Genomic DNA, 23,052 nt, shown 5'->3' on the forward strand with positions numbered 1-23,052 from the left:
GCGTCTCAGCGTGTTCGCCGTGGTCGCCGTTCGATGAACGGCATCTCGGCTTCGCCGCTGTTTCACGCCTGGCGTCCGTAACCTGCCGCATGCGGCCCATGCTATGGGGCCGCGCTGAAAGGCGGTGGGATCAACCGAGCGGGTCCTTCAGGAAATGCGGGTCATGACGAGAATGGGCCACCCTCTATTGGGATCGTGGTCTGTTGGGGTCAGGCCCGCTTTTTCATAGGCTGCAAGGACGTCGCCAGCCTGATCGGTGAGAAGCCCGGCCAGAATGAGCGATCCACCGGGAGCAAGCACGCCGGCAATGCTACCGCTCATGTCGATCAGAGGGCCGGCAAGAATATTTGCGAAGATGAGATCGTAGGGTGCTCGGCGCGCCAAATTCTCATCGTCCAGCCCGTCCGCGACGACAAGCTTGACGCTGCCTGCATCGTCACCTTCGCGAACCGCATTCACGTCCAGATTCTCGCGCCCGACCTCTATCGAGACCGGATCGATATCGCTTGCCGCAACGCGCGCCGCCGGAAACAGCTTCGTTGCAGCGATTGCGAGAAGTCCCGTTCCCGTGCCCAGGTCGAGAATGTTCTGCGGCGGCTCCTTTACATTGCTAAGTGCGCGCAGGCATCCTGCGGTGGTGGCATGATGGCCGGTGCCGAAAGCACGACTGGCCTCGATCTGAAGCCCAATATTCTCCTTTGGAACCTGATCGCGATCAGCCGCGACGTGAACGGTAAAACGCCCGGCATGAACCGGGTCGAGCCCCGCTTGGCTCATCGTGACCCAATCATCGTCGGGAAGTTTCTCGACCAGCGGATTTTCGCCCGCATGCACTCCTGCCAGCGTTCTCACCGCCGCCACGAGCGTCGCGGAGGGTTCGTTCTCCACGAACACGTCGAGGCGATAGTCGTTCGGACGTTCGGGTGAAATTTCCGTAACGACGACAACCGGCACGGGCTCGAAAGCGCTCAGCGCGTTTTCACTTTGCACAATTCGATCCGCATCGGCCTTCGCAACAGGCAGACTGATTTTCCAGCAATCTTTCATCCGTTCGCCGCTATCCCGGCGGCTGCGCCAAGGCAAGCCGCCGGAACGGGAAGGTCCGCCCTCTAGACCCGCATGAAGGTCAGAAGGTCGGTTGCAAGCTTTTCCCCATGCGTTGCGGTCAGCCCATGCGGTGCGCCGTCATATTCGGTCAGCTCGGCATTGCCCCCGATCATCTTCGCGGCCAGTCGCCCCGTCGCGTCGATGGGAACGGTGTCGTCCCCGGTTCCGTGCACCACGAGCGTCGGAACGGTGAAGGCGCTCATGTCGCCGCGCAAATCGGTGAAGCCGAACGCCTGCGCGCAGGCCAGCGTCGCCTGCGGACTGGCCATCATCGCCATGTTCCAGGACCAGTCTATGACGGCATCGCTGACAGGGTGCTTCATCATGCCGACGCCGTAGAAGCCCTTGAAGAAGCCTTTCAAAAATGTCTGGCGATCCTTTTTCAGCTCTTCGCCGATCGCGCGCAGGTCATCCTCGGGCACCCCTTCCTTGTGGTCGTCCGTTTTCAGCATGTAGGGGGCTATGGAGGAAATCAGCGCCGCCTTGCGCACGCCCTTTCCAGCATGGCGCGACATGTAACGCGCCACTTCGCCGCCGCCCATGGAGAAGCCCGCCAGAGTGAAGTCGCGGATGCCGAGGGCGGAGACGATGTCGGCCAGATCGTCCGCCATCGTGTCGTAGTCGTAACCGTGCCAAGGCTGTTCGGAGCGCCCGAACCCGCGGCGGTCGTAGGAAACCACCCGGTACCCGGCCTCGGCCAGCGGACGTGCCTGGTATTCCCAGCTGTCGGCGTTCAGCGGCCAACCATGGATAAGGACGATCGTTCCTTCCGTGGACGTAGGGTTCCAGTCCTTGACGTAAAGCTTAGTCCCGTCGCGGGTTTCGACCATCGGCATTTGGCAGTCTCCTTCTCAGTCTGTTCCTGAACAGCGAACGCGGCGCGATCCGATGAAGTTTCAGGACAGGCGCGCTCCGTTCGGTGCCCGAATGTCGGGTTCGACAAGAAGGATCGCGCCGCTTTCATCGGGAAGGCCGAGGATGAGAATTTCCGAACGTGCGGGGCCGATCTGACGCGGGGCGAAGTTCACCACCGCAAGGACACGGCGGCCAATGAGGGATTCCGGCGTGTAATGTTCGGTGATGCGCGCGACGCTTTTGCAAATGCCGATCCCCGGACCGCAGTCCACCGTCAAGCGGTAGCTTGGCTGGCGCGCCTCCGGAAAGGGTTTTGCGTCCGTGATCGTGCCGGCACGAATGTCGACGCCGAGGAACGTGTCGAAGGCGGTTTCCGCCGCCGCCGGGGCGGCCGGATCGTGAACGATATGCATGGCCGGGGTCCCCTTGCCGGTGAATGATGCGCCTTCGCCCGTTTCAGACCGTTTCGACGAAACTGTCGAGCACGCGTTTCACGCCCGCCTTGTCGAACGCGACCTCCAGCTTGTTACCCTCGATGCTTTCGACCGTTCCATTGCCGAATTTCTGGTGAAAGACGCGCTGTCCCGCTTTCAGGTCGCTGCGCGCCCGCTTTCCGACCGTGACGCTGACCGGCTTTGTCTCAATCTGGTGCGATCCGCGCGGCGCACGGCCGATCGCCGCGGCGCGCTGCCATCCGGGGCCGCGGCTCGACCCGCGCTCAACCTTTGCGAACGGATCGTCATCGTCGAGCGCTGCGCGCCACAGGCTGGCGCCGCCCGACATGGTCGTTTCCTGATCGATGTGCCCCTCCGGCAGTTCGCCCACGAAGCGAGAGGGAATGCTGGAGGTCCATTGTCCGTAGATGCGCCGGTTCGCGGCGTGCATGATCTTCGCGCGCTTCTTCGCCCGGGTGATACCGACATAGGCCAGGCGGCGCTCCTCCTCCAAGCTCTTGGTGCCGCCCTCGTCGAGCGCGCGCTGGGAAGGAAATACGCCCTCCTCCCAACCGGCGAGGAAGACATGGTCGAATTCCAGGCCCTTGGCGGCGTGCAGGGTCATGATGGTGACCTTCGGTTCCTCACGCGAGGCGTCGTTCTCCATGACCAGCGCCACATGTTCAAGGAAGCTGTCCAGACTCTCGAAGTCTTCCATGGCGCGGGTCAGCTCGGTCAGGTTCTCGATACGGCCCTGCGCCTCGGCGGAGCGGTCCGCCTGCCACATGCCGATATATCCGGACTCCTCCAGAACGATGCGCGCGAGTTCCGGATGCGGTGTGGTGCCGAGCTGCTCGCGCCAGCGGCGGACATTTTCCATGAGGTCCGAGAGACCCTTTCGAGCCTGCCCGGGCAGTTCGTTCGTCTGCACGATGCGCGCCGCGGCCGCGCTGAGCGGCAGGTTCTCTGCCTGAGCGAACGTGCGGATTTTCTGCACGCTCTTATCGCCGAGGCCGCGTTTCGGCGTGTTCACGATCCGCTCGAACGCCAGATCGTCCGCCGGCTGGCTGAGGACACGAAAATAGGCGAGGGCATCGCGAATTTCCGCGCGCTCGTAGAAGCGAAAGCCTCCGACGATCCGATAGGGAAGGCCGATATAGATGAAGCGGTCCTCGAACTCGCGCGTCTGAAACTGCGCGCGCACGAGAATTGCGACATCATCGAGGCTGGTGCCGCGCGCCTGCAGGCTCTCAATATCGTCGCCGACATGCCGGGCCTCTTCCGGACCATCCCAGACGCCGACGACGCGAACCTTCTCGCCAAGTTCCCCCTCGGTCCAGAGTGTCTTGCCGAGCCGGCCCGCGTTGCGCGCGATCAGTCCGCCAGCAGCGCCCAGGATATGACCGGTGGAGCGGTAGTTCTGTTCGAGGCGGATGACGGCCGCGCCCGGAAAGTCCTGTTCGAAACGCAGGATATTGGCGACCTCCGCGCCGCGCCAGGAATAGATCGACTGGTCGTCGTCGCCGACACAGCAGATGTTTCGGTGGCCCTGCGCAAGGAGGCGCAACCAGAGATATTGGACCGCGTTCGTGTCCTGATACTCATCGACGAGGATATAGCGAAACCGCTGCTGATAGGTTTCGAGGACATCGCGGTGCGTCCGGAAGATCGTCAAAGGCGTCAGCAGAAGATCGCCGAAATCGGCGGCATTCAGCTCCCTCAGGCGCGCCTGATAAGCAGCATAGAGCTCGCCGCCCTTTCCGTCGGCAAAGGCGTAGGCCTCTTCGGTGGGGACGTCGTCCGGCGTCCAGCCGCGATTCTTCCAGCGATCGATCAGGCCCCCGAACTGCTTTGCCGGCCAGCGCTTCTCGTCGAGATCCGCGCCGGTGATGATCTGCTTCATCAGGCGCAGTTGGTCATCGGTGTCGAGGATGGTGAAATTGCTCTCGAGCCCGGCGAGGGCGGCATGCCGCCGCAGCAGTTTCGCCCCAATGGCGTGGAAGGTGCCAAGGAAGCTCAGTCCCTCGACCATGTCCCCGATCATCCCGCGCATGCGCTCCCGCATCTCGCGCGCGGCCTTGTTGGTGAAGGTGACGGCCAGAATTTCGGACGGCCAGGCGCGCTGGGTGTAGATGATATGAGCCAGGCGAGAGGTGAGGGCGCGCGTCTTGCCCGTCCCCGCTCCCGCCAGCATCAGGACCGGGCCATCGACGGTCAGCACCGCCTCCCTCTGAGGCGCGTTGAGGCCGTCCATATAAGCTGGCTCTTCGGGGCGCGGTGTCGTGATGTTCTGCGGGGCGGTCATGTCGGAGGAAATGGCGGCTTCCTGCATCCTGTTCAATGTCGCGGCGATCCGTCATCCATAGAACAGGAGGAGAACGGCGTCCATCGCCGCCGCCCGGCGCGGGTCAGGCGGCGTGCCGGAAAAGCAGGATTCTGGCCTTGCCGTAACGACGGTCCCTGAGCGTCTCCAAGGCTTCGACCGGCAGGGATTCTTCGGCGGCTATCTCGGCCGAGACGAGAGCGCCAGGGGCCAGCCATCCCTGCTTCATCAATGCCGAAAGCGTCGGGCCGGTCAGCCCCTTTTCATAGGGGGCGTCGAGAAAAGCCAGGTGCACGGGAGCGGTCGCCTGCGGCAGTGCAGGCGCGCGTCTGGGGAGCACCGTACAGTGGGACTCCGCACTGAAGCGGGTGATGTTCGACCGCAGCGCCGTCAGGGCAGGAGGGGCATCCTCCACGAAAATGACATGCGCTGCGCCGCGGGAAAGCGCCTCCAGTCCGAGCGCGCCCGTTCCGGCAAAGAGGTCCGCGACGTTGAATCCGTCGAACGTACCGATCTCGCTCAGCAGCATGGAAAACAGCGCTTCCCTCGCACGCGCCGAAGTTGGACGCGTGCTTGCCCCCTGCGGGGCCGCGAGGGAGCGGCCGCGCCATTTTCCGCCAATGATCCGTATAGTCTGCATGGCAGCCGTTTCGTCCTGCCGGATGTGTAGTGCAAGCCTGCAAGCGCTCTTGTCCGGCTTGCAAGAACGGGATAGAACAAAAGGCGAACTAAAAGTGGGAGACAGCTATGCATGAGGGTGGATGTCATTGCGGCGCGGTTCGCTACCGGATCGAAGGCCAGATCGATCGCGCGGCGCTCTGTCATTGCCGCGACTGTCAGCGGCACGCCGGCGCCCCGGTCGTAGGGTGGGCGGCCATTCCCGCAGAGCGGTTCGCCGTCGTCCAGGGGCAGGCGAAGGCCTACCGTTCTTCCGAGCTTGCGGAGCGCTTCTTCTGTCCCGATTGCGGTACCGGCCTTTACTACATTAACGAAACAGTCCTTCCCGGTCTTGTCGATGTGCAGATGGCGTCCTTGGACAATGCGGCTGCAACGGCGCCCCAAGCCCAGATACAGGTGGCCGAGCGTTTGCCGTGGATGGAGGGGCTCGACGCGCTGCCCGCCTTCGAACGCTATCCGGAGGGAAAGGGGGCGCGGGGTAGAGGGCGGTCAGTCGGCGATCTTTTTCAGTCCGGACGAAAACTGCCCGGCCTTCTGCACATAGCTGGCGGCGGACAGTTTCAGCATGCCGACGGAATCGTCGCCGAGCGTGCGGATCGCCTTTGCCGGCGCACCGACGATCAGGCTGCGATCGGGAAAGCTCTTGCCCTCGGTGATGAGGGCGCCAGCCGCGACAATGCATTCCGAACCGATGCGGGCGTCGTTCATCACGGTGGCGCCCATGCCGACCAGTGTGCGGTCACCGATGGTGCAGCCGTGCAGGATCGCGTTGTGACCGACCGTGACGTCCGAACCGATCTTGAGCGGCGAACCGGGATCGGAGTGCAGAACGGCATTCTCCTGCACGTTCGAGCGTTCGCCGATGTGAATCGGCGTGTTGTCGGCGCGCACGGTGGCGCCGAACCAGACGCTTGCGCCCGCGCCGAGAATCACCTCGCCGATGACGTCCGCGCTGGGCGCGATCCAGGCGCCCTCGCCTAGAGACGGAGCTTTGTCATCGAATTCATACTGCGCCATGATCGGTTCCCCAAAAGGTCGCGCCCTGCGGATCGGCGCCCTCTCATCCTCATCATATCAAAGGGAAAGGATAAAGAGCGGACAACCGGACATTCGCACGGGCGCCCCGCCCGAGTTCTGAGCATATAAATAAGATAAATACTTTGCAGTGCCCGATGGACCTTCCTTATGAGTCATGCGTCCCCTCGAAAGGGACGATATTGCAAGGAGCCGTCAAACTTGACCGACGACCAGCGACATTCCGCCACTCCAGCGCGCCGCAGCACACCCCGTTCTGTGGGCAATTCCGCGCGATTCCCGTCGGGCGCGGGGCGTGAGATCCTGGAGGATCTGAACGGCCGGCTGGCCATGCACTACGAACGGACGCTGGAGGCGCCGCTTTTCAACCCGGTCAGCCAGCTCGGTTTCGAACTGTCGCGGCTTCTCGAGGCGGACGAGATCGGCATGGACCGGATCGCCGGCGTGGTCGACGATTATGAAAGCCGCGCCTTTGCAGCGCGGGCCGAGCGTTTCAACGCGCTGCTGACACCGGTCGATCAGGATGAAAACGACGAACGGCTGAAGGCGCTGGCGGAAGAGGGGGAGAGCTTTGCCAGCTTCGCGAGGCGCTGGGAGCGGCCGTTGATGGGCTGCGTCTTCACGGCGCATCCGACGTTCATGCTTTCAGGTTCAGGTTATGACGCGCTGGCGCGCGCCGCTTCCGGCGGGACGGCAGAGGCCGTGCGGGACGGTGCCAATCCCACCTTGAAGGGGGAGCACGAGGCGGCGATGGCGGCGATCCGCCGAGCAGCGGCGGCGCGCCATCGCATGAATGCGGCCTTGACCGAAAGCGCCCGCGAGCGATTCCCGGATGTCTGGCGAAGCTTCCGGCCGCGACCCTATGCCTTCGCCACCTGGGTCGGTTACGACATGGACGGGCGAACCGACATCGGCTGGGCGACGCCGATCCTGTTCCGCCTGGCCGAAAAGGCAGAGCAGCTGCGCCGCTATGGCGAGCGTCTGGAACCGCTCAAGGGTCGCGATGCCCGGCTGGGCGAGATAATCGACGTTCTGGCGCGTGCCGCGTCTCATACGGAGAGCATACACCGCGCCTTCGTCGAGGCAGGCAAGGATCCCGCGAGGGTTTCGGCCGCCGCCAATCAACTGACCGCCGACCACGCGGATCGGCTGGTCTCGATGGACAGCATTCTCGGCCAGCTTGACGCCGTCATCGACGATGCCGAGGCCGAGCTTTCCGCGGCGCTCATCCCGATTGCCGCAGCGATGGATACGGACCGGCTGGGAACGGGGACGGTGCATTTCCGCATGAACGCCTCGCAGCTGCACAACGCTATTCGCCGCCGCCTGGGCGCGGACGAGACCATCGCCATGTCCAGCCGGACGGCGATCGGCCGGCTGCGTCAGCTGATTGAGGAGGTCGACCCCGTCGAGGTGAATTTCGCCGCCTTGGCAATCGAGGCGACGACGGCGATCCGCCAGTTTCTCGGCATGGCGCAGATGCTGAAGCATATCGATGCGGACAGCTCGATCCGCCTGCTCATCGCCGAATGCGAGCAACCGGCGACCGTCCTCTCCGCCCTTTATTTCGCGCGGTTGTTCGGGATCGACGACCGGATCGACATCTCCCCTCTGTTCGAAACGAGCCATGCGCTCGAACATGGCGGACGGTTTCTCGATGCCCTTCTCGCCGAGCCGGCCTTCCAACGCTACGCGCGTGCGCGGGGGCGCATCGCGATACAGACCGGATTTTCCGATGCCGGCCGGTTCATGGGGCAGATCCCGGCCTCGCTCGCCATCGAGCGCCTGCAGGGACGGCTTGCCGAACTTATGGGCAAGCATGGCCTCAACGACGTTTCCGCGCTGATCTTCAACACGCATGGGGAATCCATGGGCCGAGGCGCGCATCCGCTCTCCATCGAGGCGCGATTGACACATGCTCTCAGCCGCTGGGCACGGTCCCGCTTCGCCGAGCATGGCGTCGTACTGGAGCCGGAAGCGAGCTTTCAGGGCGGCGATGGGTACATGTTCTTCGGGACGGACGATCTCGCCTATGCCGCGCTCGTCCGGATTGCGGAAGCTTCCATTGCGCTCCGGCGCACCAGGGTGCGCGATCCCTTTTACGAGGAGGTCGAGGTCAGCCTGGATTTCTATCGCGATGTTCGCCGGGTGCAGGCCGACCTGTTCCACGACGCGAGTTACAACCGCGCCCTGACCGCATTCGGGCTTGGGCTGCTGCCGAAGACGGGATCCCGCAAAAGCCGCCGCCAGTCCGACGTTGCCAGCGAGCGCGACATGACGCTGCGGCAGATCCGCGCCATTCCGCACAATGCCGTCCTGCAGCAACTCGGCTATCCCGTGAACGTCATCGCCGGCGTCGGCACGGCGGCGGAGGCGGAGCGCGACCGTTTCGCGGCCCTGTTCGACCAGTCGCCGCGCGCACAGGAGTTGCTGGGACTCGTGCAGGCAAGCGACAGACTCGCCAGCCTCAAGACGCTGGTGGCTTATGGCGATCTGTTCAACGGTGCCTATTGGGCAAGCCGGCCCTATCGGGGGCAGGAGCCCGGCATCGAGGATGCCTGCCTGGAACTGGGGGAGCGGCTGGCGCGAGACGACCGATCGGCAGCGTTCCGGGAGCTGGCGACACGCATGCGGGTGGATGGCCTGAAACTTCGGCAGCTGATCGACCTGCTACCGGCGGAAAAGCTTCCCCAGCGAAGCGAGGAGCGGCGCCGTACGCTGGGTGTGCTGCATGCGCTGCGCATCGCGCTGATGCAGCATATCTTCCTTCGCGCCGCCGCAATCCCGCCCTTTTCGCGCAGAAACGACGTGTCGCGCGACGACATCATGGAAATGGTGATGGCGCTGAGAATCGACGACGTCGTCGACCTGCTGCGTCAGGCCTATCCGCTGGATGCGGCGAATATCGGCGATTTCGACATGGAGGAGGCGACAGCCTATCCGGATCGGAGAGGGCCGGCCTACGAGAATATCCAGAGGCTCTATATCGATGAGATCGAGCGTGCCTACGGCCTGATGCTGCGCATCACACGGGCGATCGCCCATACGTTCGGCGCCATAGGTTAGATCCGGCTCTCGGTGTCGCCTGCTGCGGGATACGCCCATTTCGCTTCGGTGAAGGCGATCTCGTCCAGTTGGTCTTCATTCGATTCGCTCGTCCCAATGTTCGGGTGCGGAAGGTCGGTCACGCCGCCGTTCGAGATCTGCAAGCGGGGGCAAACAAAGATACGCCTGCGTGTAATTTTTTTACAGACGCCTCGATTTTGTTGGCGAATCGCGAATTGCGCAGTTTTATGTCCGCGCGCCGCCGAGAGGTGAAAGGATGATTTAGCGGCAGGCGCGTTTGTGATCCGCGCATGTGCCGTTCAGCCCATTGGCAAGCGGCGGGCCATCTGGACAGAACGAAACCTTCCTGCTTGTTCCCCATTTCCTAACATGGGGTCTTCCGACCCGGCAGCGACGGACATTCTGCGGCAATTACCGCGGGTGGAAAGCAGAAGCGGCTGTTTGCGACAGGGCCGTCACCGTCATGCTGCCGGACACGAACAGTCAGGATTGCATATGGCCACGAACCGCATCTTCTCTCTGCACGTCCCGGAGCCGGAGTGCCGGCCGGGCGATACGCCCGACTTTTCGAAGTTCGAGGTGCCGGTTGCCGGAGAGGTTGTCCGTCCGCCCGTGGATGTGGACGCGGAGGATATTCACGATCACGCCTATGATATTATTCGCGTTCTCGACGACGACGGGAAGGCGGTGGGCCCCTGGGCGGAGGGCCTTGAAGACGATGAGGCGCTGAAGGGCCTCAGGGACATGATGACGGTGCGCAGCTTCGACAGCCGCATGCTGATGGCGCAGCGGCAGGGCAAGACCAGCTTCTACATGCAGGCGCTGGGCGAGGAAGCGGTGTCCTGCGCATTTCAGGCGGCACTGTCGCCGGGGGACATGAACTTCCCGACCTATCGTCAGCAGGGCCTGCTCGTCACCTCCGGCTATCCCATGCTGGACATGATGAACCAGATCTATTCGAACAGCGCCGACCCGCTGCACGGCCGGCAGTTGCCCATCATGTACTCATCGAAGGAGCACGGCTTCTTCTCGATTTCCGGCAATCTGGGCACGCAATTCATCCAGGCGGTGGGCTGGGCCATGGCGTCCGCGATCAACGGCGACAGCAAGATCGCCGCCGGATGGATCGGCGATGGGGCCACGGCGGAATCGGACTTCCATTCCGCGCTGGTCTTCGCATCGACCTTTCGCGCGCCTTGCATTCTCAACATCGTCAACAATCAATGGGCGATCAGCACCTTTCAGGGGATCGCACGCGGCCGCGCCGCGACCTTCGCTTCCCGAGGGCTGGGCTTCGGCATCCCCTCGCTGCGTGTCGACGGGAATGATTTCTATGCCGTCTACGCGGTTGCCAAGTGGGCAGCGGAGCGCGCGCATCTGGGTCACGGCGCGACGCTGATCGAGCATGTGACGTACCGCGCCGGTCCGCACTCCACATCGGATGACCCCTCGGGATACCGGCCCAAGACGGAGGCGGCGGACTGGCCCCTGGGCGATCCCATTGCGCGCCTGAAGCAGCATTGTATCGCACGCGGCATCTGGAGCGAAGAGCGTCATGAGCAGGCGCAGGCTGAAATCGATTCCGAGGTTATTCGTACGCAGAAGGAGGCCGAGAAGAATGGCACCTTGCATGACGGGCCGCGCGCAAGCCCGCGCGACATGTTCGAAGATGTGTTCAAGGAGCTTCCGCCCCACCTGAAGCGGCAGCGTCAGGAGGCGGGGATTTAAGCCATGGCACGCATGACGATGATCGAGGCGATACGCGACGCACAGGACGTCGCCATGTCGCGCGATGAGAAGGTGGTCGTGTTCGGACAGGACGTCGGCTATTTCGGCGGCGTCTTTCGCTGCACCAAGGGCCTTCAGGAGAAATACGGGCTGCAGCGGTGCTTCGACACGCCCATCAACGAAAGCGGCATCGTCGGGGCGGCGGTCGGCATGGGCGCCTACGGACTGCGGCCGTGCGTCGAAATCCAGTTCGCCGACTACATGTATCCTGCCTTCGACCAGATCGTGTCGGAGGCCGCGCGCCTTCGCCACCGGTCGAACAAGGATTTCACGGCGCCGCTCACCATTCGCATGCCGACGGGCGGCGGCATTTACGGCGGTCAGACCCATTCGCAGTCGCCCGAAGCCCTGTTCGCGCACGTATCGGGGCTGAAGACGATGATCCCGTCCAATCCCTATGATGCGAAGGGCATGCTGATCGCGGCGATTGAGGATGACGATCCCGTCGTCTTTCTGGAGCCGAAGCGCCTCTACAATGGGCCTTTCGACGGTTATCATGAAAAGGCGGTGACGCCCTGGTCGAAACATGAACTCGGCGAGGTGCCGGAGGGCCACTACACCGTTCCCGTCGGGAAGGCCGCGATCCGCCGCCCGGGCGAGGCGGTGACGATCCTTGCCTATGGCACCATGGTGCACGTTGCGCTGGCAGCGGCCGAAGAGACGGGCATCGACGCCGAGGTCGTCGACCTGCGCTCTATCGTGCCCCTCGACATGGAAACGATCGAAGCGTCCGTGCGCAAGACGGGGCGCTGCGTCGTCGTGCACGAGGCGACGCTGACGGCGGGCTTTGGCGCCGAACTCGTCGCGCTGATCTCGCAGCATTGCTTCTGGCACCTGCAGGCGCCGCCCATTCGCGTGACCGGGTACGACACCCCGTATCCGCACGCGCATGAATGGGAGTATTTTCCCGGGCCGGTGCGTGTCGGCGCCGCTCTCAAGACCGTGATGGAGGCCAGCTGATGGGCGAACATGTCATTAAGCTGCCGGACGTCGGCGAGGGCGTCGCAGAGGCGGAACTCGTCGAATGGGAAGTCAAGGTCGGCGATCAGGTGCTGGAGGATCAGGTCCTTGCCGCCGTGATGACCGACAAGGCCACCGTTGAAATCCCCGCGCCGCGCGACGGCAAGGTCATCTGGCTGGGTGCGGAAATCGGCGACATCATCGCGGTGGGCTCGCCCATCGTGCGGATGGAGGTCGAGGGGCAGGGCAATGTGAAGCCCGGCGAGGAGCTTCCGGCCGAAGAGAATGAGCCGGCGGCAGAGGCCCGGGACGGCCCGGAATCGCCCAGTGAACCGCAATCGCCAGGCGAGGCCGCGCGCGCCAAGGAGGGCGCACCGTCGGACAAGGCCGACTTTGCGGAACCTGAGGCGGCGCGGCCGTCACCAAAGCCGGCCGGAACCGGTGGAGGCGCCTCCACCTCAACCGCCCCGCAGGAGTCCGGTACAAAACCAGCAGGGTCCGGTTCGGCTGCCGCTGCGGCGGACACGGGACTGCCGCGTGCGATCGGCGAGAAGCCGCTTGCCTCGCCGGCGGTCCGCCGCCGGGCGCAGGATGGCGGCATCGATCTTCGCCGCGTTGCCGGCAGCGGGCCGGCCGGACGCATTACCAACGATGATCTCGACACGTTCATCGCAGCCGGCGGCGCCCCCGCTGCTACGGGTGGCTCCGTACGCGCGCGGGACATGAGCGTCGAGGAAATCAAGGTCGTCGGTCTGCGCCGCAAGATCGCGGAGAAGATGTCGACGTCCAAGTCGCGCATCCCGCACATCACCTATGTCGACGAGGTGGACGTTACCGCGCTGGAGGACCTGCGGGCCAAACTGAACAGGGAAAAGAGCGGCTCGAAGCCCAAGCTGACGCTGCTGCCGTTCCTGATGCGCGCGATGGCGAGAGCGATCGCCGAACAGCCGCAGATGAACTCGCTTTACGATGACGAGGCCGGGATCGTCCGGCGCTACGGCGGCATGAACATGGGTGTCGCTGCGCAGACGGATAAGGGCCTGGTGGTTCCCGTCGTCCGCCATGTCGAGGCGCTGAGCATCTGGGATTGTGCCGGCGAACTGAACCGGCTGGCCGATGCCGCCAAGAACGGCACAGCCAGCCGTGAGGAACTGACGGGCGCCACGATCACCATCACATCGCTGGGCGCAATGGGCGGCATTGTCACGACGCCGGTCATCAACCATCCGGAGGTCGCCATCGTCGGCGTCAACAAGATGCGCGTGATGCCGGTCTGGCAGGATGGCCAATTCGTGCCGCGCAAGATGATGAACCTGTCGTCCAGCTTCGACCACCGCGTGATCGATGGCTGGGACGCAGCCGTGTTCATCCAGCGCATCAAGGGCCTGTTGGAAGCGCCCGCCTCCATCTTCATCGAGGACTGATTTGCCATGACCGACCATAGCTGCAAACTTCTGGTCATCGGGGCCGGTCCCGGCGGCTACATCGCGGCGATCCGCGCCGGCCAACTGGGGATCGACACCATCATCGTCGAGCGCGCCGCGCCCGGCGGCACCTGCCTCAACATTGGCTGTATTCCATCGAAGGCGTTGATCCACGCGGCGGAAGAGTTCGAGAAGGCGCGGGCCTTTGCGGACGGCAATCCGCTGGGCATCTCGGCCGGCGCGCCGAAGCTCGACCTTTCGAAAACGGTCGCGTGGAAGGATGGAATCGTCAAGACGCTGACCACCGGCGTCTCCGGTCTTCTGAAGAAGGCGAAGGTCAAGCGGATCGAGGGAACGGCCAAGTTCCTCGACGGCAAGACCGTGCGTGTGGAGGGGCCGGATGGACCCGCGACGATCCGGGCGGAGAATGTCTGCATCGCCACGGGCTCGCAGCCGGTGGAATTGCCGTTCCTGCCGTTCGGCGGTGACGTCATTTCCTCGACGGAGGCGCTGTCCCTTTCAGAACCGCCGAAGACGCTGGCCGTGATCGGTGCCGGCTATATCGGCCTTGAACTCGGCATCGCCTTCGCCAAGCTGGGTTCCAAGGTCACTATCGTCGAGATGGCCGATCATGTGCTGCCGCTTTACGACAAGGATCTGACGAAGCCCGTCGCGAAGCATATGGAATCTCTGGGAATCGACGTTCATCTCGGCGCCAGGGCGAAGGAACGTGTGGAAACCGGCGTGACCGTCGAAACCTCTGACGGCGAAACGCTGACGGTTGAGGCCGACAAGATCCTCGTAACCGTCGGCCGGTCGCCGGTGACGGAGAGTTGGGGCCGGGAGATGCTGGTCCTGGATATGGAGGGCCGGTTCATCCGCATCGACGACGAATGCCGCACCTCCATGAACGGAATCTTCGCGATCGGCGACGTGACCGGCGAACCCATGCTTGCGCACCGGGCCATGGCGCAGGGGGAAATGGTCGCCGAGATCGTTGCGGACCACAGGCGCAGTTGGGACAAACGGGCGATTCCCGCCGTCTGCTTCACGGACCCGGAAATCGTGAGCGTCGGCCTTTCCCCGGAGGAAGCGAGGGCGGAGGGAATCGAGATCGAGACCAACCTTTTTCCGTTCGCCGCCAACGGCCGCGCGCTGACGATGGAGTCCTCCGATGGCTTCGTCCGTGCAGTCGCTCGCAAGGACAATCATCTTCTCGTCGGCCTTCAGGCTGTCGGAAAGGGCGTTGCAGAACTGAGCGCCGCCTTCGGCCTCGCCCTCGAGATGGGTGCGCGGCTGGAGGATGTCGCCGGCACGATCCACGCGCATCCGACACAGGGCGAGGCCTTCCAGGAGGCGGCGCTGCGAACATTGGGGCACGCTCTTCACATCTAGGCGATTTGTCATACCCATACCGTTTACCTGTCGGAAAGGGACGGAGATTACATAATGTTCCCATGATGCAACGGATTGCGCCTAGGGATGTCGAGATCGGCATGTATGTCACGGGCTTCGACGGTCCATGGATCAATCATCCCTTCTGGCGAACGCATTTCCGAGTCTCTACCGAAGCGCAGCTTCGCAAGATTCATGAAAGCAGCGTGCCCGCCGTTCATGTTGACAGCGGTGGCCGGGAAGCCCCGGCAGCGCAAGGGCCGCTCGCCGATATGGAAGTGCAGCTTCCGCGCTTCACCCTGGACCTGCGTACGCCGGGAATCGCGCCGGTACAGGGCACGGCAGCGGAGCGGGAGTTTTCAAGAGATTTGCTTCATCGTTCGAAGCGCTCGGTACAGAAAATCTTCCGCAGCCTTCGCATGGGTAACGATGTCGCGGCGGAGGATGTCGCGCCGGTCGTTCGAGAGATCAATGCGGCCGTCGAGGCGAGTGCGGCCGTGCTGCACAACCTGATGGCGATGAAAACGCGCGCCGAATACACTCATATGCATTCCGTTGCGGTGTGCGGACTGATGACCAGTTTCGCCCGCGCCCTCGGCATGAACGAGGAGCGGGTCTTTGAGATGGGCATGGCTGGCTTGCTGCACGATGTGGGAAAGGCGTTCATCCCCGATACGATCCTCAACAAGCCGGAAAGGCTGACGAAAGAAGAAATCGACATCGTTCAGGCGCACCCGGAACTCGGACATTCCGCAGTCATGCGAAACGGGGCCGTGCCGCTCGTCGTCGGGGACGTATGCCTGCATCATCACGAGCGCATCGACGGCAAGGGCTATCCCGATGCGCTGGCCGCGGGAAGCATCAGCGTTCCGGCGCGCATGGGCGGTATCTGTGACGTCTATGACGCAGTAACGTCGGACCGCTGCTACAAGGACGCCTGGTCGCCGCAACGTGCTGTCAAGGAAATGTCGGAGTGGGACGGCCACCTCGATCTCGATCTGCTTAAGGTGTTCATGCAAACCATCGGGGTTTTCCCCGTCGGCAGCCGCGTGCAACTTGCCGAAGGCGGAGAGGCTCTGGTCGTTGCCGAAAGCCCGAACCCAGCCATTCTCAGCGTCCATATGCCGGGGCGCGAACGCTACAATGCCGATGGCGCGCTGATCGTCGAAAATGTCAGGCGCGAGGATGTCGTTGCCCTGGTTGCACTGGGTTTCACGAACTGAGTTGTTCCGGGTTCACGCCCGTCCATCTTGTTGCGCAGGCGAATTTTTCGCGTCTGCCGACGATCCAGATGCGTATGTGCTGATATGGCCGTGAGAAAGCACCCCCGAGTCGATTGGGACATTTCCGCTGATGACAAGGATGGCGGCAGTCGGTTCTCGTCTCCGACGAGCGTTTCCGGCGCGTCTCTGTCGGACGATGAAGAGCGCGAGCGGATAGAAGCCATCAATTCAGCCGGTGCCGAACGCTCGGCGCTGCGTTATTTGCTGGAACGCGCGGCGCAAGAACTCGACGCGCTAGCCGCCCTGCCGACGCCCGATGGCCGCGACCGCGCTCGCCGGTTCGCTAGGCGCGTACGCGAAATGCTGGATGAAACGGCCTCATAAGGGGCATTGCCGCCGGAAGAAGGCCGCAGCGGCGCCGAACAGTCCGGGCTCTTCATGCTGCATAAGCTTCACCGGAAGGGTTTGCATCAAGTCCTGATAGCGGCCCTTCGCGACGAACCGCTGCATGAAACCCGAACCTGCAAGATAGGGGGCGAGCCGCGCTCCCAGTCCTCCCGTGAGAATGACCGGGCCCGGTCCGTGCATCAAGGCGATGTCTCCCGCAATCGAGCCAAGGCAAAGGAGGTAGCGGTCCCGCGCAGCCACGGCGAGCGGATCGCTGCCGGAGAGCGCTGATTGCCACAGGCTCTTGTCGTCCCGGTCTGCGACCATCTGACCACGTTCTGCCGCCAAGACCTCCATGAAGGGACGCAGGCCCATGCCGGCGGCGACGCGCTCTGCGCTCACCCGGCCGTGCTCTCTGCGCAAATGGCTGAGAAGCGCATCCTCGAAGCTGTCGACCGGCGCGAAACCGGCATGACCACCCTCGGTCGCGAGAATGTGGGACCCGGTCTCGTCGCGCAATATGCCGGCAACGCCGAGGCCGGTGCCGATGCCGATGACGCTGATCGAGTGGGCCTTCTCAAGCGATCCCTCCGGACCGCCGATATGCATGAAGCTGTCACTCTCGAGGCTGGCTGCCGCGTGCGCGCTCGCCTCCAGATCGTTCAGAAGCATAATGCTCCCGATGCCGAGTTCCGAAGGCAGGTCGGCCGGGCGGATGCGCCAGTCATTGTTGGTGAATCGCACTTCCTCTCCGCGTATCGGGGCCGCAATGGCGAAGACGGCGCGGTCCGGAAGGTCGCGGTGGATCTGATCCGTGTAGGAAAGGACAGCCGCGGGCAGGTTCGCGAACTCAGCGACCGCAAGTTTGCGAATGTCATGAAGGACGGGCGCGGCATTTGCGCTAAGCTCCGCGAGCGCGAAGCGTGCATGCGTGCCGCCAATATCTGCCACGAGCAATTCTATCTGTGCAGCAGGTAGGGGGGGCGGCGTCCGCTCGGCAATTCGGGTCATGGGAACGACCTTGCCCGCGGAAAGCCGCCGATATCAAGCGACTGTCGCAACCGGCGTTCGACACCGGCTCTGCCTCGTGTCGGAAAAGTTTACAAAAAATTAATCATTTCGCACCGAAATCGAAATATATTCCTGATATCGCCTGATAAATCCTCCTGGCATGTTCATTGCGTAAAAGCTCCCCATCACCAAGCGCCGTATTCAAGGGGGGAGTAGGTATGAAGAATTTTGTTGTTTCCGCCGCGCTGGCATTCGGACTGGCAACGTCCGCTGCGGCCCTGCCGATCACTGTCAGCGGCGTCGGCATCACGACGGACAGCGGCGGCCCTGACGGTCTTGCGGTCGAGACGGATACGCTGATTTCCACACCCTATTTCGTCGCTGACCTCGCCGTCGGTCAGTCGGCCCAGTTCGACTTGTTCGATATCTGGACGAATCAAGCTACTTCCGATGGCAGCGACGGTACGATCGAGGTGGAAATCGCTCTTGCGGGGCTTGGCTCGGGGTCGACGATGGGCCTCACGTTTGAAGATGCGGCCTTTGGCTCCAATCAGGGCGTTCTCGACTTCTCCGACTCGGAAACATTTTCCATTTTCTACGGGACAGGCGTTCCGGGCCGCATCGACGTGACGCTGAATGGCGGAACGTTTAACTTCACGCCGTGCGGCGTTGGCGAGGTTTTCTGTGATCTGGAGCCGGGTCGTGATGGTGCCTATTCCGTCACCGCGACCATCGCCCATGTCTACGATCCGTCGCCCGTTCCGGCACCCGGCGCGCTGGCGCTTCTCGGTCTTGGGCTGGCCGGTCTGGGTCTGCGCCGCCGCCGCGCCGCCTGATCATTCCTCCATCCGGGAAGTCTGGGCCGCGCCTCTCCGTGGGGCGCGGCCTTTTCGTTCCCGGTTAAGTTTGGCGACGGCGACCTGCAATTGCACCCCGGCGGCCGGCTCCGGAAGCGGAGTGTCAGACCAGATTGGCCAGAGCGGGTCTCTTAAGACTCAATCCCGCGATCTCCTCGGAACGAATATTCTCGACAATGAGCCTTCCCTCCGCATTGAAGCGCTCCTTGCCGACAATTCTCAGCGCGTGAACCGTGGGGTTCGGACTTTCGCCCACGACAATGGCTTCGTCTCCATTGATCAGGCGCACTCGTGCCCCAACCGGGTAAATTCCTAGCACCTCTTCGAATGTCGCGAGGAGTTCCGGGTCGAAATGGCCCGGCCAGCTCCCCATTTCCCGCAGCGCCCGTTGCGGTGACCAGGCATCCTTGTAACAGCGGTCCGACGTCAGCGCGTCATAGACGTCGCAGATCGCGCCCATGCGCGCGGCGGTTGAAATGGCATTCGCCGGCAATGCATTCGGGTAGCCATCACCGCTGATCTTCTCGTGATGATTGAGGCAAACGTCGAGCACGACTGCGGGAATGCCTGGCGTTCTCTTGAGCTCACGATAGCCGAGTTCCGGGTGGGTTCGCATCAGCGCGAATTCCGCGTCCGTCAAACGGCCTTTCTTGTTGAGCACGTCCTCCGGTACGAGCGCCTTTCCGACATCGTGCAACAGGCCCGCGAGCCCGAGATCAGCAACGGCGGGCGCGGAAAATCCGAGGTCCCGCGCGAATTTGATCATCATCGCGCAGACCGCGACCGAATGCATGTAGGTATACTCGTCGCGTGTTTTCAGACTTAGGATACTGTGCAGCGCGGTGCTGCTGCTGACGATCACATCCGAGATTTCCCCGATAAGCGGCAGCAGACTGTCGGTGTCGACAAGGCGCCCCATGCGCAGATCTGCAAATGTGGACATCATCTGGCGCTTCGATTTCACGAGCAGCCTTCGTGCACCCGTTTCCTCGGTCCGGTCTGCGATCTGGACGGGCGGGGTCAGCGCCTTGGTATCCGGAATATGCGCCGGTAACACGGTATCGAGTACAAACGCCGAGCCGATGGGCGTTGCATCGTCATCGACGAGAACGGCTTTGATCGCGCTTTGCCGAACCTTGTTCAGCTGCCTTGCCGTGCTGATCTTGAAATCGCTCCGCCAAAATGGATGCTGAAGCCATGGGCCGTCGAACCCCCGGACATGCATGCCGATTTCAGCTTCAGACGGCGCGATCCATTTCATAATGGATTGATTAAACCCCAAAAACCTTAACAATATGTCCCTGTTCGGCGCGATCGGTGCGAGTTCGTCTGCCTCCCTCCGCTGCAGACAAGGTCTGATCCCCGCAACGCATGCCCGGACCTTCGATTGAAGGAAAAGTAACCAATTCTGTTCAAAATGGCGGAAAGCGGGACCGCTTCTTGGCTGAGTGAATTGGGTTGACGGATGCAGGGGCAGGGATTTTCGGTGGCACGGCGGCTGGCGGCAAGTTTGGCGCTGACGCTGTTCTTATTGTTCACGCTGATCGGCGTCGGAGTTTATCTCGATGCGCGGGAGCGCGCATTCGACCGCGCGGCAAAGGACCTCGCCGTCTTCAACCAGGACATCGTCAACTATTATGAAGCGAAGTTCGCCCGGATTTCGGCGACCCAAGCCTCTGCGAGCGCGATTTTCCGTACGCGCCTGGAGACCGTCGGAACAGACGGCGCACTGGAATCGCGCTTCGACGAGATGTTCCCAAGACGGCCCGACGGCACTCGGCGAAGCGCGGACGATCTTTATGAGGGCGGAGAAGGAAATCTGTTCGGCATTTCCGGCGTGGGGGCTTTTCTCTCGGAGGCCTCAAGGATTTCGCCAGCGCAGGCCATAGCCGCAGCCGAGACCGTTTTCCTGACGGGGCGCGTCAGCGCGTTCGACCTCAGCAGCGTCTACTTCTTCACACCCGACGATGCCTTGATCATCTATGCCCCTCAACGAAGCGATCGGCTGGAATATTATCGGAAAACGGCTTCGGCGAGCATGAGTTTCGCGAGGGAGGAGTTCTCGCGGCTATCATCTCCTGCTGAAAATCCCTCGCGCGCCATGCGCTGCACATCCCTGAGACCGATCATGCATGCGAATGCCAGCTCCGTATGGACGACGGCGTGCGTGACACCGTTCGACCTCGATGGTCGCCACGTCGGAAGTTTCGGAACGAGCCTTCTTCTTGACGATGTCCTCGATGCTCCGTTCTTCAACGGTCCAAATGACGGTTCGGTCATTCTGATCTCGCCGGAGGGACGGCTGCTCACGCCACCGCGGCTGTCGGCAGGCGACAGCATCCTTGGCCGCGCGATACGATCCGCATCCTCGACAGCCGGCGACTATCCTGACATCTCCTCTACCGGAACCGGAGCTCTCCACGATCTTTGGAGCTTGCTCGGCGACCATGGCGCTCGGGGGTATTCGGGATATTCGGACGAGCTTGGCGCCTTCGTGGCGATCGAACGTATCCCGACGACGGGGTGGTACACGGTGGCGACCCGAAGCGGCAAAGCGGTCACGGCGGAGGCGTTGCATCCGGTAAAGCGGGTCGCGATCGCGGCGATTCTCTGCTCGGTCCTGATGGTGGCGGTTTGTCTGGTCGTCACGCGCCGAACGGTCATTGGCCCGCTGCGCGAACTTGCCGGAAAGGTCCGCCTGCTTGCAGGCACGGCGCTGGCCGACCAGTCAGACCTGCCCCGTCGCGGCCGCAACGAATTTGCCTATGTGTCCGATCTGGTCGACCGCATGGCCGGGGAGGTCGCGCGGGTGCGTTCCGAGCTCGAGCAGAGGGTCGCGCGGCGAACCTTCGAACTGGAAGCGGCCAATCACAAGCTGCGCCTGCTGTCCGAGCGGGACATGCTGACCGATCTGCCCAACCGCCGCAAGATCATGGACGATTTCGCCGCCATGTGGGGCGCGTATGACCGAATGGCGGTGATCCTGCTGGACGTCGATCATTTCAAATCGATCAATGATCGGCACGGTCATCCCGGTGGGGACGCGGTGTTAAAACAGGTTGCGGGGCGTCTTGCGGGGGCCCTGCGGCATGGCAGCCTTCTGGGCCGCGTCGGCGGCGAGGAGTTCATGGTCGTCGCGCCGGTTCGCGGATATGAGGAGGCCGATGCGCTGGCGGCTCGGCTGCGCGCGGTCGTCGCCGCAGATCCCGTAACGGTTGCCGCCGGGGAAAGCCTGCCCGTCACGATCAGCGTTGGGGTGGCGCTCCGTTCCGCCGCCGATACGCAGGACGGCATCTATGCACGGGCCGACGCCAATCTGTATCAGGCCAAGAAGGCCGGCCGTGATATTGTCTGCCGGGAAGGCCGCATCTTCAAGACGGCTGGCGCGGTACAGGCGCAGCGTATGCGTATCGTGAAATCCTGACCCGCATCACTGCGGAAACGGGTAAGGGGTCGAAAAGGGCAGGTCCGCAGGCTATCTGGTGCGGGAAAGGACTATTGAACGCATCATGCCCCGACACAAGGAAACGCGGCGTCTGCCCTATTCGCCCGAGAAGATGTTCGACCTCGTTGCGGATGTTGGCTCCTATGAGGAGTTTTTGCCATGGGTCGTGGCAACGCGGGTTCGATCGCAATCGGAAACCGAACTGGTTGCCGATTTGATGGTCGGCTTTCGCATGGTGCGGGAAACCTTCACCAGCCGCGTGAAGATGAATCGTCCGAGCGAACTTCACGTTGAATATATGGACGGCCCGCTACGGTACCTGCGTAACGACTGGACCTTCGAGCCGGACGGCGAGGGGGGAACGAACCTCTGTTTCTTCGTCGACTTCGAATTCAAGCAGAAGCTGTTCGAACGACTGGCCGGCACCTTCTTCCACGAAGCGTTCCGGCGCATGGTCGCGGCATTCGAGAAGCGCGCCGCCGAGATTTACGGCGCCCCGACCTCGTCTTCTGCACCGTCTGCATCGGTATCCGAGGAAGGGCGGTCCGCCCCGGGCAGCAGCAATTCCAGCGCACACCGGACGGCCTGAAGCCGGATTTCGGTGCGGTCGGCGTTTTCGAACAGCTGACTGTCGGCCGCGATATCCTCGGGATCGCCGCCGCGTTCGGCGCGGGCGAAGACCACGGTTCCGACGGGCTTCTGCTCGCTTCCGCCGCCGGGACCGGCGATACCGGTGATGGCGACTGCAATGTCGGCATCACTATGTTCCAACGCACCAAGGGCCATGGCCCAGGCGGTCGCGATAGAAACGGCGCCGAACGTATCGATCATATCGCTATGAACGCCGAGCACGTCCTGCTTCGCCCCGTTCGAATAGGTCACGAACCCACGGTCCAGCACATCCGAGGCGCCGGCGATCTCGGTAAGGAGCCCCGCGACGAGACCGCCCGTGCAGCTTTCGGCGACAGCGATCCGGCGGCCGGCGGCGCGGTTTTCGTCCAGCACGCGCTCGGCCAGGTCGATAAGGTCATCGGGAAACAGCGATGTCATCGCATAGCTCCGGC

General features: G+C 63.0%; 20 protein-coding genes and 1 pseudogene. 11 read left to right on the plus strand and 10 right to left on the minus strand.

Annotated elements, in window-relative coordinates; all coding sequences use genetic code 11:
* Nucleotides 1-147: 147 nt before the first annotated feature.
* From C725_RS00270 to rsmD, 5 genes are all read right to left on the minus strand, one after another.
* Nucleotides 148-990 (minus strand): 50S ribosomal protein L11 methyltransferase, encoded by an 843-nt coding sequence (locus C725_RS00270; RefSeq protein ID WP_160165690.1) that lies wholly within the window; start codon nucleotides 988-990, stop codon nucleotides 148-150.
* A gap of 119 nt (nucleotides 991-1,109) precedes the next feature.
* Nucleotides 1,110-1,943: an alpha/beta fold hydrolase gene (locus tag C725_RS00275; protein WP_008599422.1), complete on the minus strand. Its 834-nt coding sequence runs from the start codon at nucleotides 1,941-1,943 to the stop codon at nucleotides 1,110-1,112.
* A 60-nt stretch (nucleotides 1,944-2,003) separates the two neighbouring features.
* Complete coding sequence (locus C725_RS00280) at nucleotides 2,004-2,375, minus strand: tRNA-binding protein (RefSeq protein WP_008599423.1); 372 nt, start codon at nucleotides 2,373-2,375, stop codon at nucleotides 2,004-2,006.
* Nucleotides 2,376-2,418: 43 nt separating this feature from the next.
* A complete protein-coding gene (locus C725_RS00285) occupies nucleotides 2,419-4,701 on the minus strand; it encodes an ATP-dependent helicase (RefSeq protein WP_038281112.1) in 2,283 nt (760 codons plus the stop codon).
* A 103-nt stretch (nucleotides 4,702-4,804) separates the two neighbouring features.
* Nucleotides 4,805-5,359 carry a 16S rRNA (guanine(966)-N(2))-methyltransferase RsmD gene (gene rsmD, locus C725_RS00290; RefSeq protein ID WP_038280943.1) on the minus strand — a complete coding sequence of 185 codons (555 nt, stop codon included), beginning with the start codon at nucleotides 5,357-5,359 and terminating at the stop codon, nucleotides 4,805-4,807.
* Nucleotides 5,360-5,466: 107 nt separating this feature from the next.
* Between rsmD and C725_RS15585 the strand changes: the two are divergent.
* A pseudogene (locus tag C725_RS15585) lies at nucleotides 5,467-5,781 on the plus strand (GFA family protein); the annotation flags it as partial.
* Nucleotides 5,782-5,886: 105 nt separating this feature from the next.
* On the opposite strand, the gene C725_RS00295 reads toward C725_RS15585, so the two are convergent.
* The gene (locus tag C725_RS00295) at nucleotides 5,887-6,414 is read right to left on the minus strand and encodes a gamma carbonic anhydrase family protein (protein ID WP_008599426.1); all 528 of its coding nucleotides are present in this window, start codon (nucleotides 6,412-6,414) and stop codon (nucleotides 5,887-5,889) included.
* Nucleotides 6,415-6,762: 348 nt separating this feature from the next.
* On the opposite strand from C725_RS00295, the gene C725_RS00300 reads away from it, so the two are divergent.
* A complete protein-coding gene (locus C725_RS00300; RefSeq protein WP_051051190.1) occupies nucleotides 6,763-9,498 on the plus strand; it encodes a phosphoenolpyruvate carboxylase in 2,736 nt (911 codons plus the stop codon).
* Here the strand turns inward: C725_RS00300 and C725_RS16790 are convergent.
* Entirely contained in the window at nucleotides 9,495-9,620 is a 126-nt protein-coding gene (locus C725_RS16790; protein ID WP_008599428.1) for a hypothetical protein, read from the minus strand. The two genes, C725_RS00300 and C725_RS16790, sit on opposite strands and share 4 nt — an antisense overlap.
* A 373-nt stretch (nucleotides 9,621-9,993) precedes the next feature.
* On the opposite strand from C725_RS16790, the gene C725_RS00305 reads away from it, so the two are divergent.
* From C725_RS00305 to C725_RS00330, 6 genes are all read left to right on the plus strand, one after another.
* The gene (locus C725_RS00305) at nucleotides 9,994-11,226 is read left to right on the plus strand and encodes a 3-methyl-2-oxobutanoate dehydrogenase (2-methylpropanoyl-transferring) subunit alpha (RefSeq protein ID WP_038280945.1); all 1,233 of its coding nucleotides are present in this window, start codon (nucleotides 9,994-9,996) and stop codon (nucleotides 11,224-11,226) included.
* Nucleotides 11,227-11,238: 12 nt separating this feature from the next.
* The gene (locus C725_RS00310; protein WP_200858575.1) at nucleotides 11,239-12,246 is read left to right on the plus strand and encodes an alpha-ketoacid dehydrogenase subunit beta; all 1,008 of its coding nucleotides are present in this window, start codon (nucleotides 11,239-11,241) and stop codon (nucleotides 12,244-12,246) included.
* Complete coding sequence (locus tag C725_RS00315; protein WP_008599431.1) at nucleotides 12,246-13,670, plus strand: dihydrolipoamide acetyltransferase family protein; 1,425 nt, start codon at nucleotides 12,246-12,248, stop codon at nucleotides 13,668-13,670. Before C725_RS00310 ends, C725_RS00315 begins: the two co-directional genes overlap by 1 nt.
* A gap of 6 nt (nucleotides 13,671-13,676) precedes the next feature.
* Nucleotides 13,677-15,065: a dihydrolipoyl dehydrogenase gene (lpdA, locus tag C725_RS00320; protein ID WP_008599432.1), complete on the plus strand. Its 1,389-nt coding sequence runs from the start codon at nucleotides 13,677-13,679 to the stop codon at nucleotides 15,063-15,065.
* Between the two features lie 62 nt (nucleotides 15,066-15,127).
* Entirely contained in the window at nucleotides 15,128-16,288 is a 1,161-nt protein-coding gene (locus C725_RS00325) for an HD-GYP domain-containing protein (RefSeq protein WP_051051170.1), read from the plus strand.
* A 90-nt stretch (nucleotides 16,289-16,378) separates the two neighbouring features.
* Nucleotides 16,379-16,672, plus strand: coding sequence for a hypothetical protein (locus tag C725_RS00330; RefSeq protein WP_149864474.1), 294 nt, complete (start codon nucleotides 16,379-16,381; stop codon nucleotides 16,670-16,672).
* Here the strand turns inward: C725_RS00330 and C725_RS00335 are convergent.
* Nucleotides 16,667-17,686, minus strand: coding sequence for a glucokinase (locus C725_RS00335; RefSeq protein WP_008599435.1), 1,020 nt, complete (start codon nucleotides 17,684-17,686; stop codon nucleotides 16,667-16,669). The two genes, C725_RS00330 and C725_RS00335, sit on opposite strands and share 6 nt — an antisense overlap.
* Before the next feature lie 218 nt (nucleotides 17,687-17,904).
* Here C725_RS00335 and C725_RS00340 point away from each other — a divergent pair, with 218 nt between their 5' ends.
* Nucleotides 17,905-18,522: a PEP-CTERM sorting domain-containing protein gene (locus tag C725_RS00340; RefSeq protein WP_008599436.1), complete on the plus strand. Its 618-nt coding sequence runs from the start codon at nucleotides 17,905-17,907 to the stop codon at nucleotides 18,520-18,522.
* Nucleotides 18,523-18,646: 124 nt separating this feature from the next.
* On the opposite strand, the gene C725_RS00345 is transcribed toward C725_RS00340, so the two are convergent.
* On the minus strand, nucleotides 18,647-19,804 hold the full coding sequence (locus C725_RS00345; RefSeq protein ID WP_008599438.1) for a cyclic di-GMP phosphodiesterase: 1,158 nt from the start codon (nucleotides 19,802-19,804) through the stop codon (nucleotides 18,647-18,649).
* A 225-nt stretch (nucleotides 19,805-20,029) separates the two neighbouring features.
* Here C725_RS00345 and C725_RS00350 point away from each other — a divergent pair, with 225 nt between their 5' ends.
* Both C725_RS00350 and C725_RS00355 read left to right on the plus strand, forming a co-directional pair.
* Nucleotides 20,030-21,967, plus strand: a complete 1,938-nt coding sequence (locus tag C725_RS00350; protein WP_160165691.1) for a GGDEF domain-containing protein — start codon at nucleotides 20,030-20,032, stop codon at nucleotides 21,965-21,967.
* An 85-nt stretch (nucleotides 21,968-22,052) separates the two neighbouring features.
* Nucleotides 22,053-22,577, plus strand: a complete 525-nt coding sequence (locus C725_RS00355; RefSeq protein WP_038280947.1) for a type II toxin-antitoxin system RatA family toxin — start codon at nucleotides 22,053-22,055, stop codon at nucleotides 22,575-22,577.
* Here C725_RS00355 and C725_RS00360 read toward each other — a convergent pair.
* Nucleotides 22,475-23,038, minus strand: coding sequence for a CinA family protein (locus C725_RS00360; protein WP_008599440.1), 564 nt, complete (start codon nucleotides 23,036-23,038; stop codon nucleotides 22,475-22,477). The genes C725_RS00355 and C725_RS00360 overlap by 103 nt on opposite strands.
* Nucleotides 23,039-23,052: the final 14 nt, after the last annotated feature.

The sequence above is a fragment of the Pacificimonas flava genome (genome assembly GCF_000342165.1).
Taxonomy (GTDB): Bacteria; Pseudomonadota; Alphaproteobacteria; order Sphingomonadales; family Sphingomonadaceae; genus Pacificimonas; species Pacificimonas flava.

What these genes read in the sequence shown, in the direction of transcription:
- C725_RS00325 (WP_051051170.1), top strand. Translation starts at nt 15,128, where the DNA reads ATGATGCAACGGATTGCGCCTAGGGATGTCGAGATCGGCATGTATGTC.
- C725_RS00305 (WP_038280945.1), top strand. Translation starts at nt 9,994, where the DNA reads ATGGCCACGAACCGCATCTTCTCTCTGCACGTCCCGGAGCCGGAGTGC.
- C725_RS00275 (WP_008599422.1), bottom strand. Translation starts at nt 1,943, where the DNA reads ATGCCGATGGTCGAAACCCGCGACGGGACTAAGCTTTACGTCAAGGAC.
- C725_RS00300 (WP_051051190.1), top strand. Translation starts at nt 6,763, where the DNA reads ATGCACTACGAACGGACGCTGGAGGCGCCGCTTTTCAACCCGGTCAGC.
- C725_RS00295 (WP_008599426.1), bottom strand. Translation starts at nt 6,414, where the DNA reads ATGGCGCAGTATGAATTCGATGACAAAGCTCCGTCTCTAGGCGAGGGC.
- rsmD (WP_038280943.1), bottom strand. Translation starts at nt 5,359, where the DNA reads ATGCAGACTATACGGATCATTGGCGGAAAATGGCGCGGCCGCTCCCTC.
- C725_RS00310 (WP_200858575.1), top strand. Translation starts at nt 11,239, where the DNA reads ATGACGATGATCGAGGCGATACGCGACGCACAGGACGTCGCCATGTCG.
- C725_RS00285 (WP_038281112.1), bottom strand. Translation starts at nt 4,701, where the DNA reads ATGACCGCCCCGCAGAACATCACGACACCGCGCCCCGAAGAGCCAGCT.
- C725_RS00315 (WP_008599431.1), top strand. Translation starts at nt 12,246, where the DNA reads ATGGGCGAACATGTCATTAAGCTGCCGGACGTCGGCGAGGGCGTCGCA.
- C725_RS00280 (WP_008599423.1), bottom strand. Translation starts at nt 2,375, where the DNA reads ATGCATATCGTTCACGATCCGGCCGCCCCGGCGGCGGCGGAAACCGCC.
- C725_RS00355 (WP_038280947.1), top strand. Translation starts at nt 22,053, where the DNA reads ATGCCCCGACACAAGGAAACGCGGCGTCTGCCCTATTCGCCCGAGAAG.
- C725_RS00340 (WP_008599436.1), top strand. Translation starts at nt 17,905, where the DNA reads ATGAAGAATTTTGTTGTTTCCGCCGCGCTGGCATTCGGACTGGCAACG.
- lpdA (WP_008599432.1), top strand. Translation starts at nt 13,677, where the DNA reads ATGACCGACCATAGCTGCAAACTTCTGGTCATCGGGGCCGGTCCCGGC.
- C725_RS00360 (WP_008599440.1), bottom strand. Translation starts at nt 23,038, where the DNA reads ATGACATCGCTGTTTCCCGATGACCTTATCGACCTGGCCGAGCGCGTG.
- C725_RS00335 (WP_008599435.1), bottom strand. Translation starts at nt 17,686, where the DNA reads ATGACCCGAATTGCCGAGCGGACGCCGCCCCCCCTACCTGCTGCACAG.
- C725_RS00345 (WP_008599438.1), bottom strand. Translation starts at nt 19,804, where the DNA reads ATGAAATGGATCGCGCCGTCTGAAGCTGAAATCGGCATGCATGTCCGG.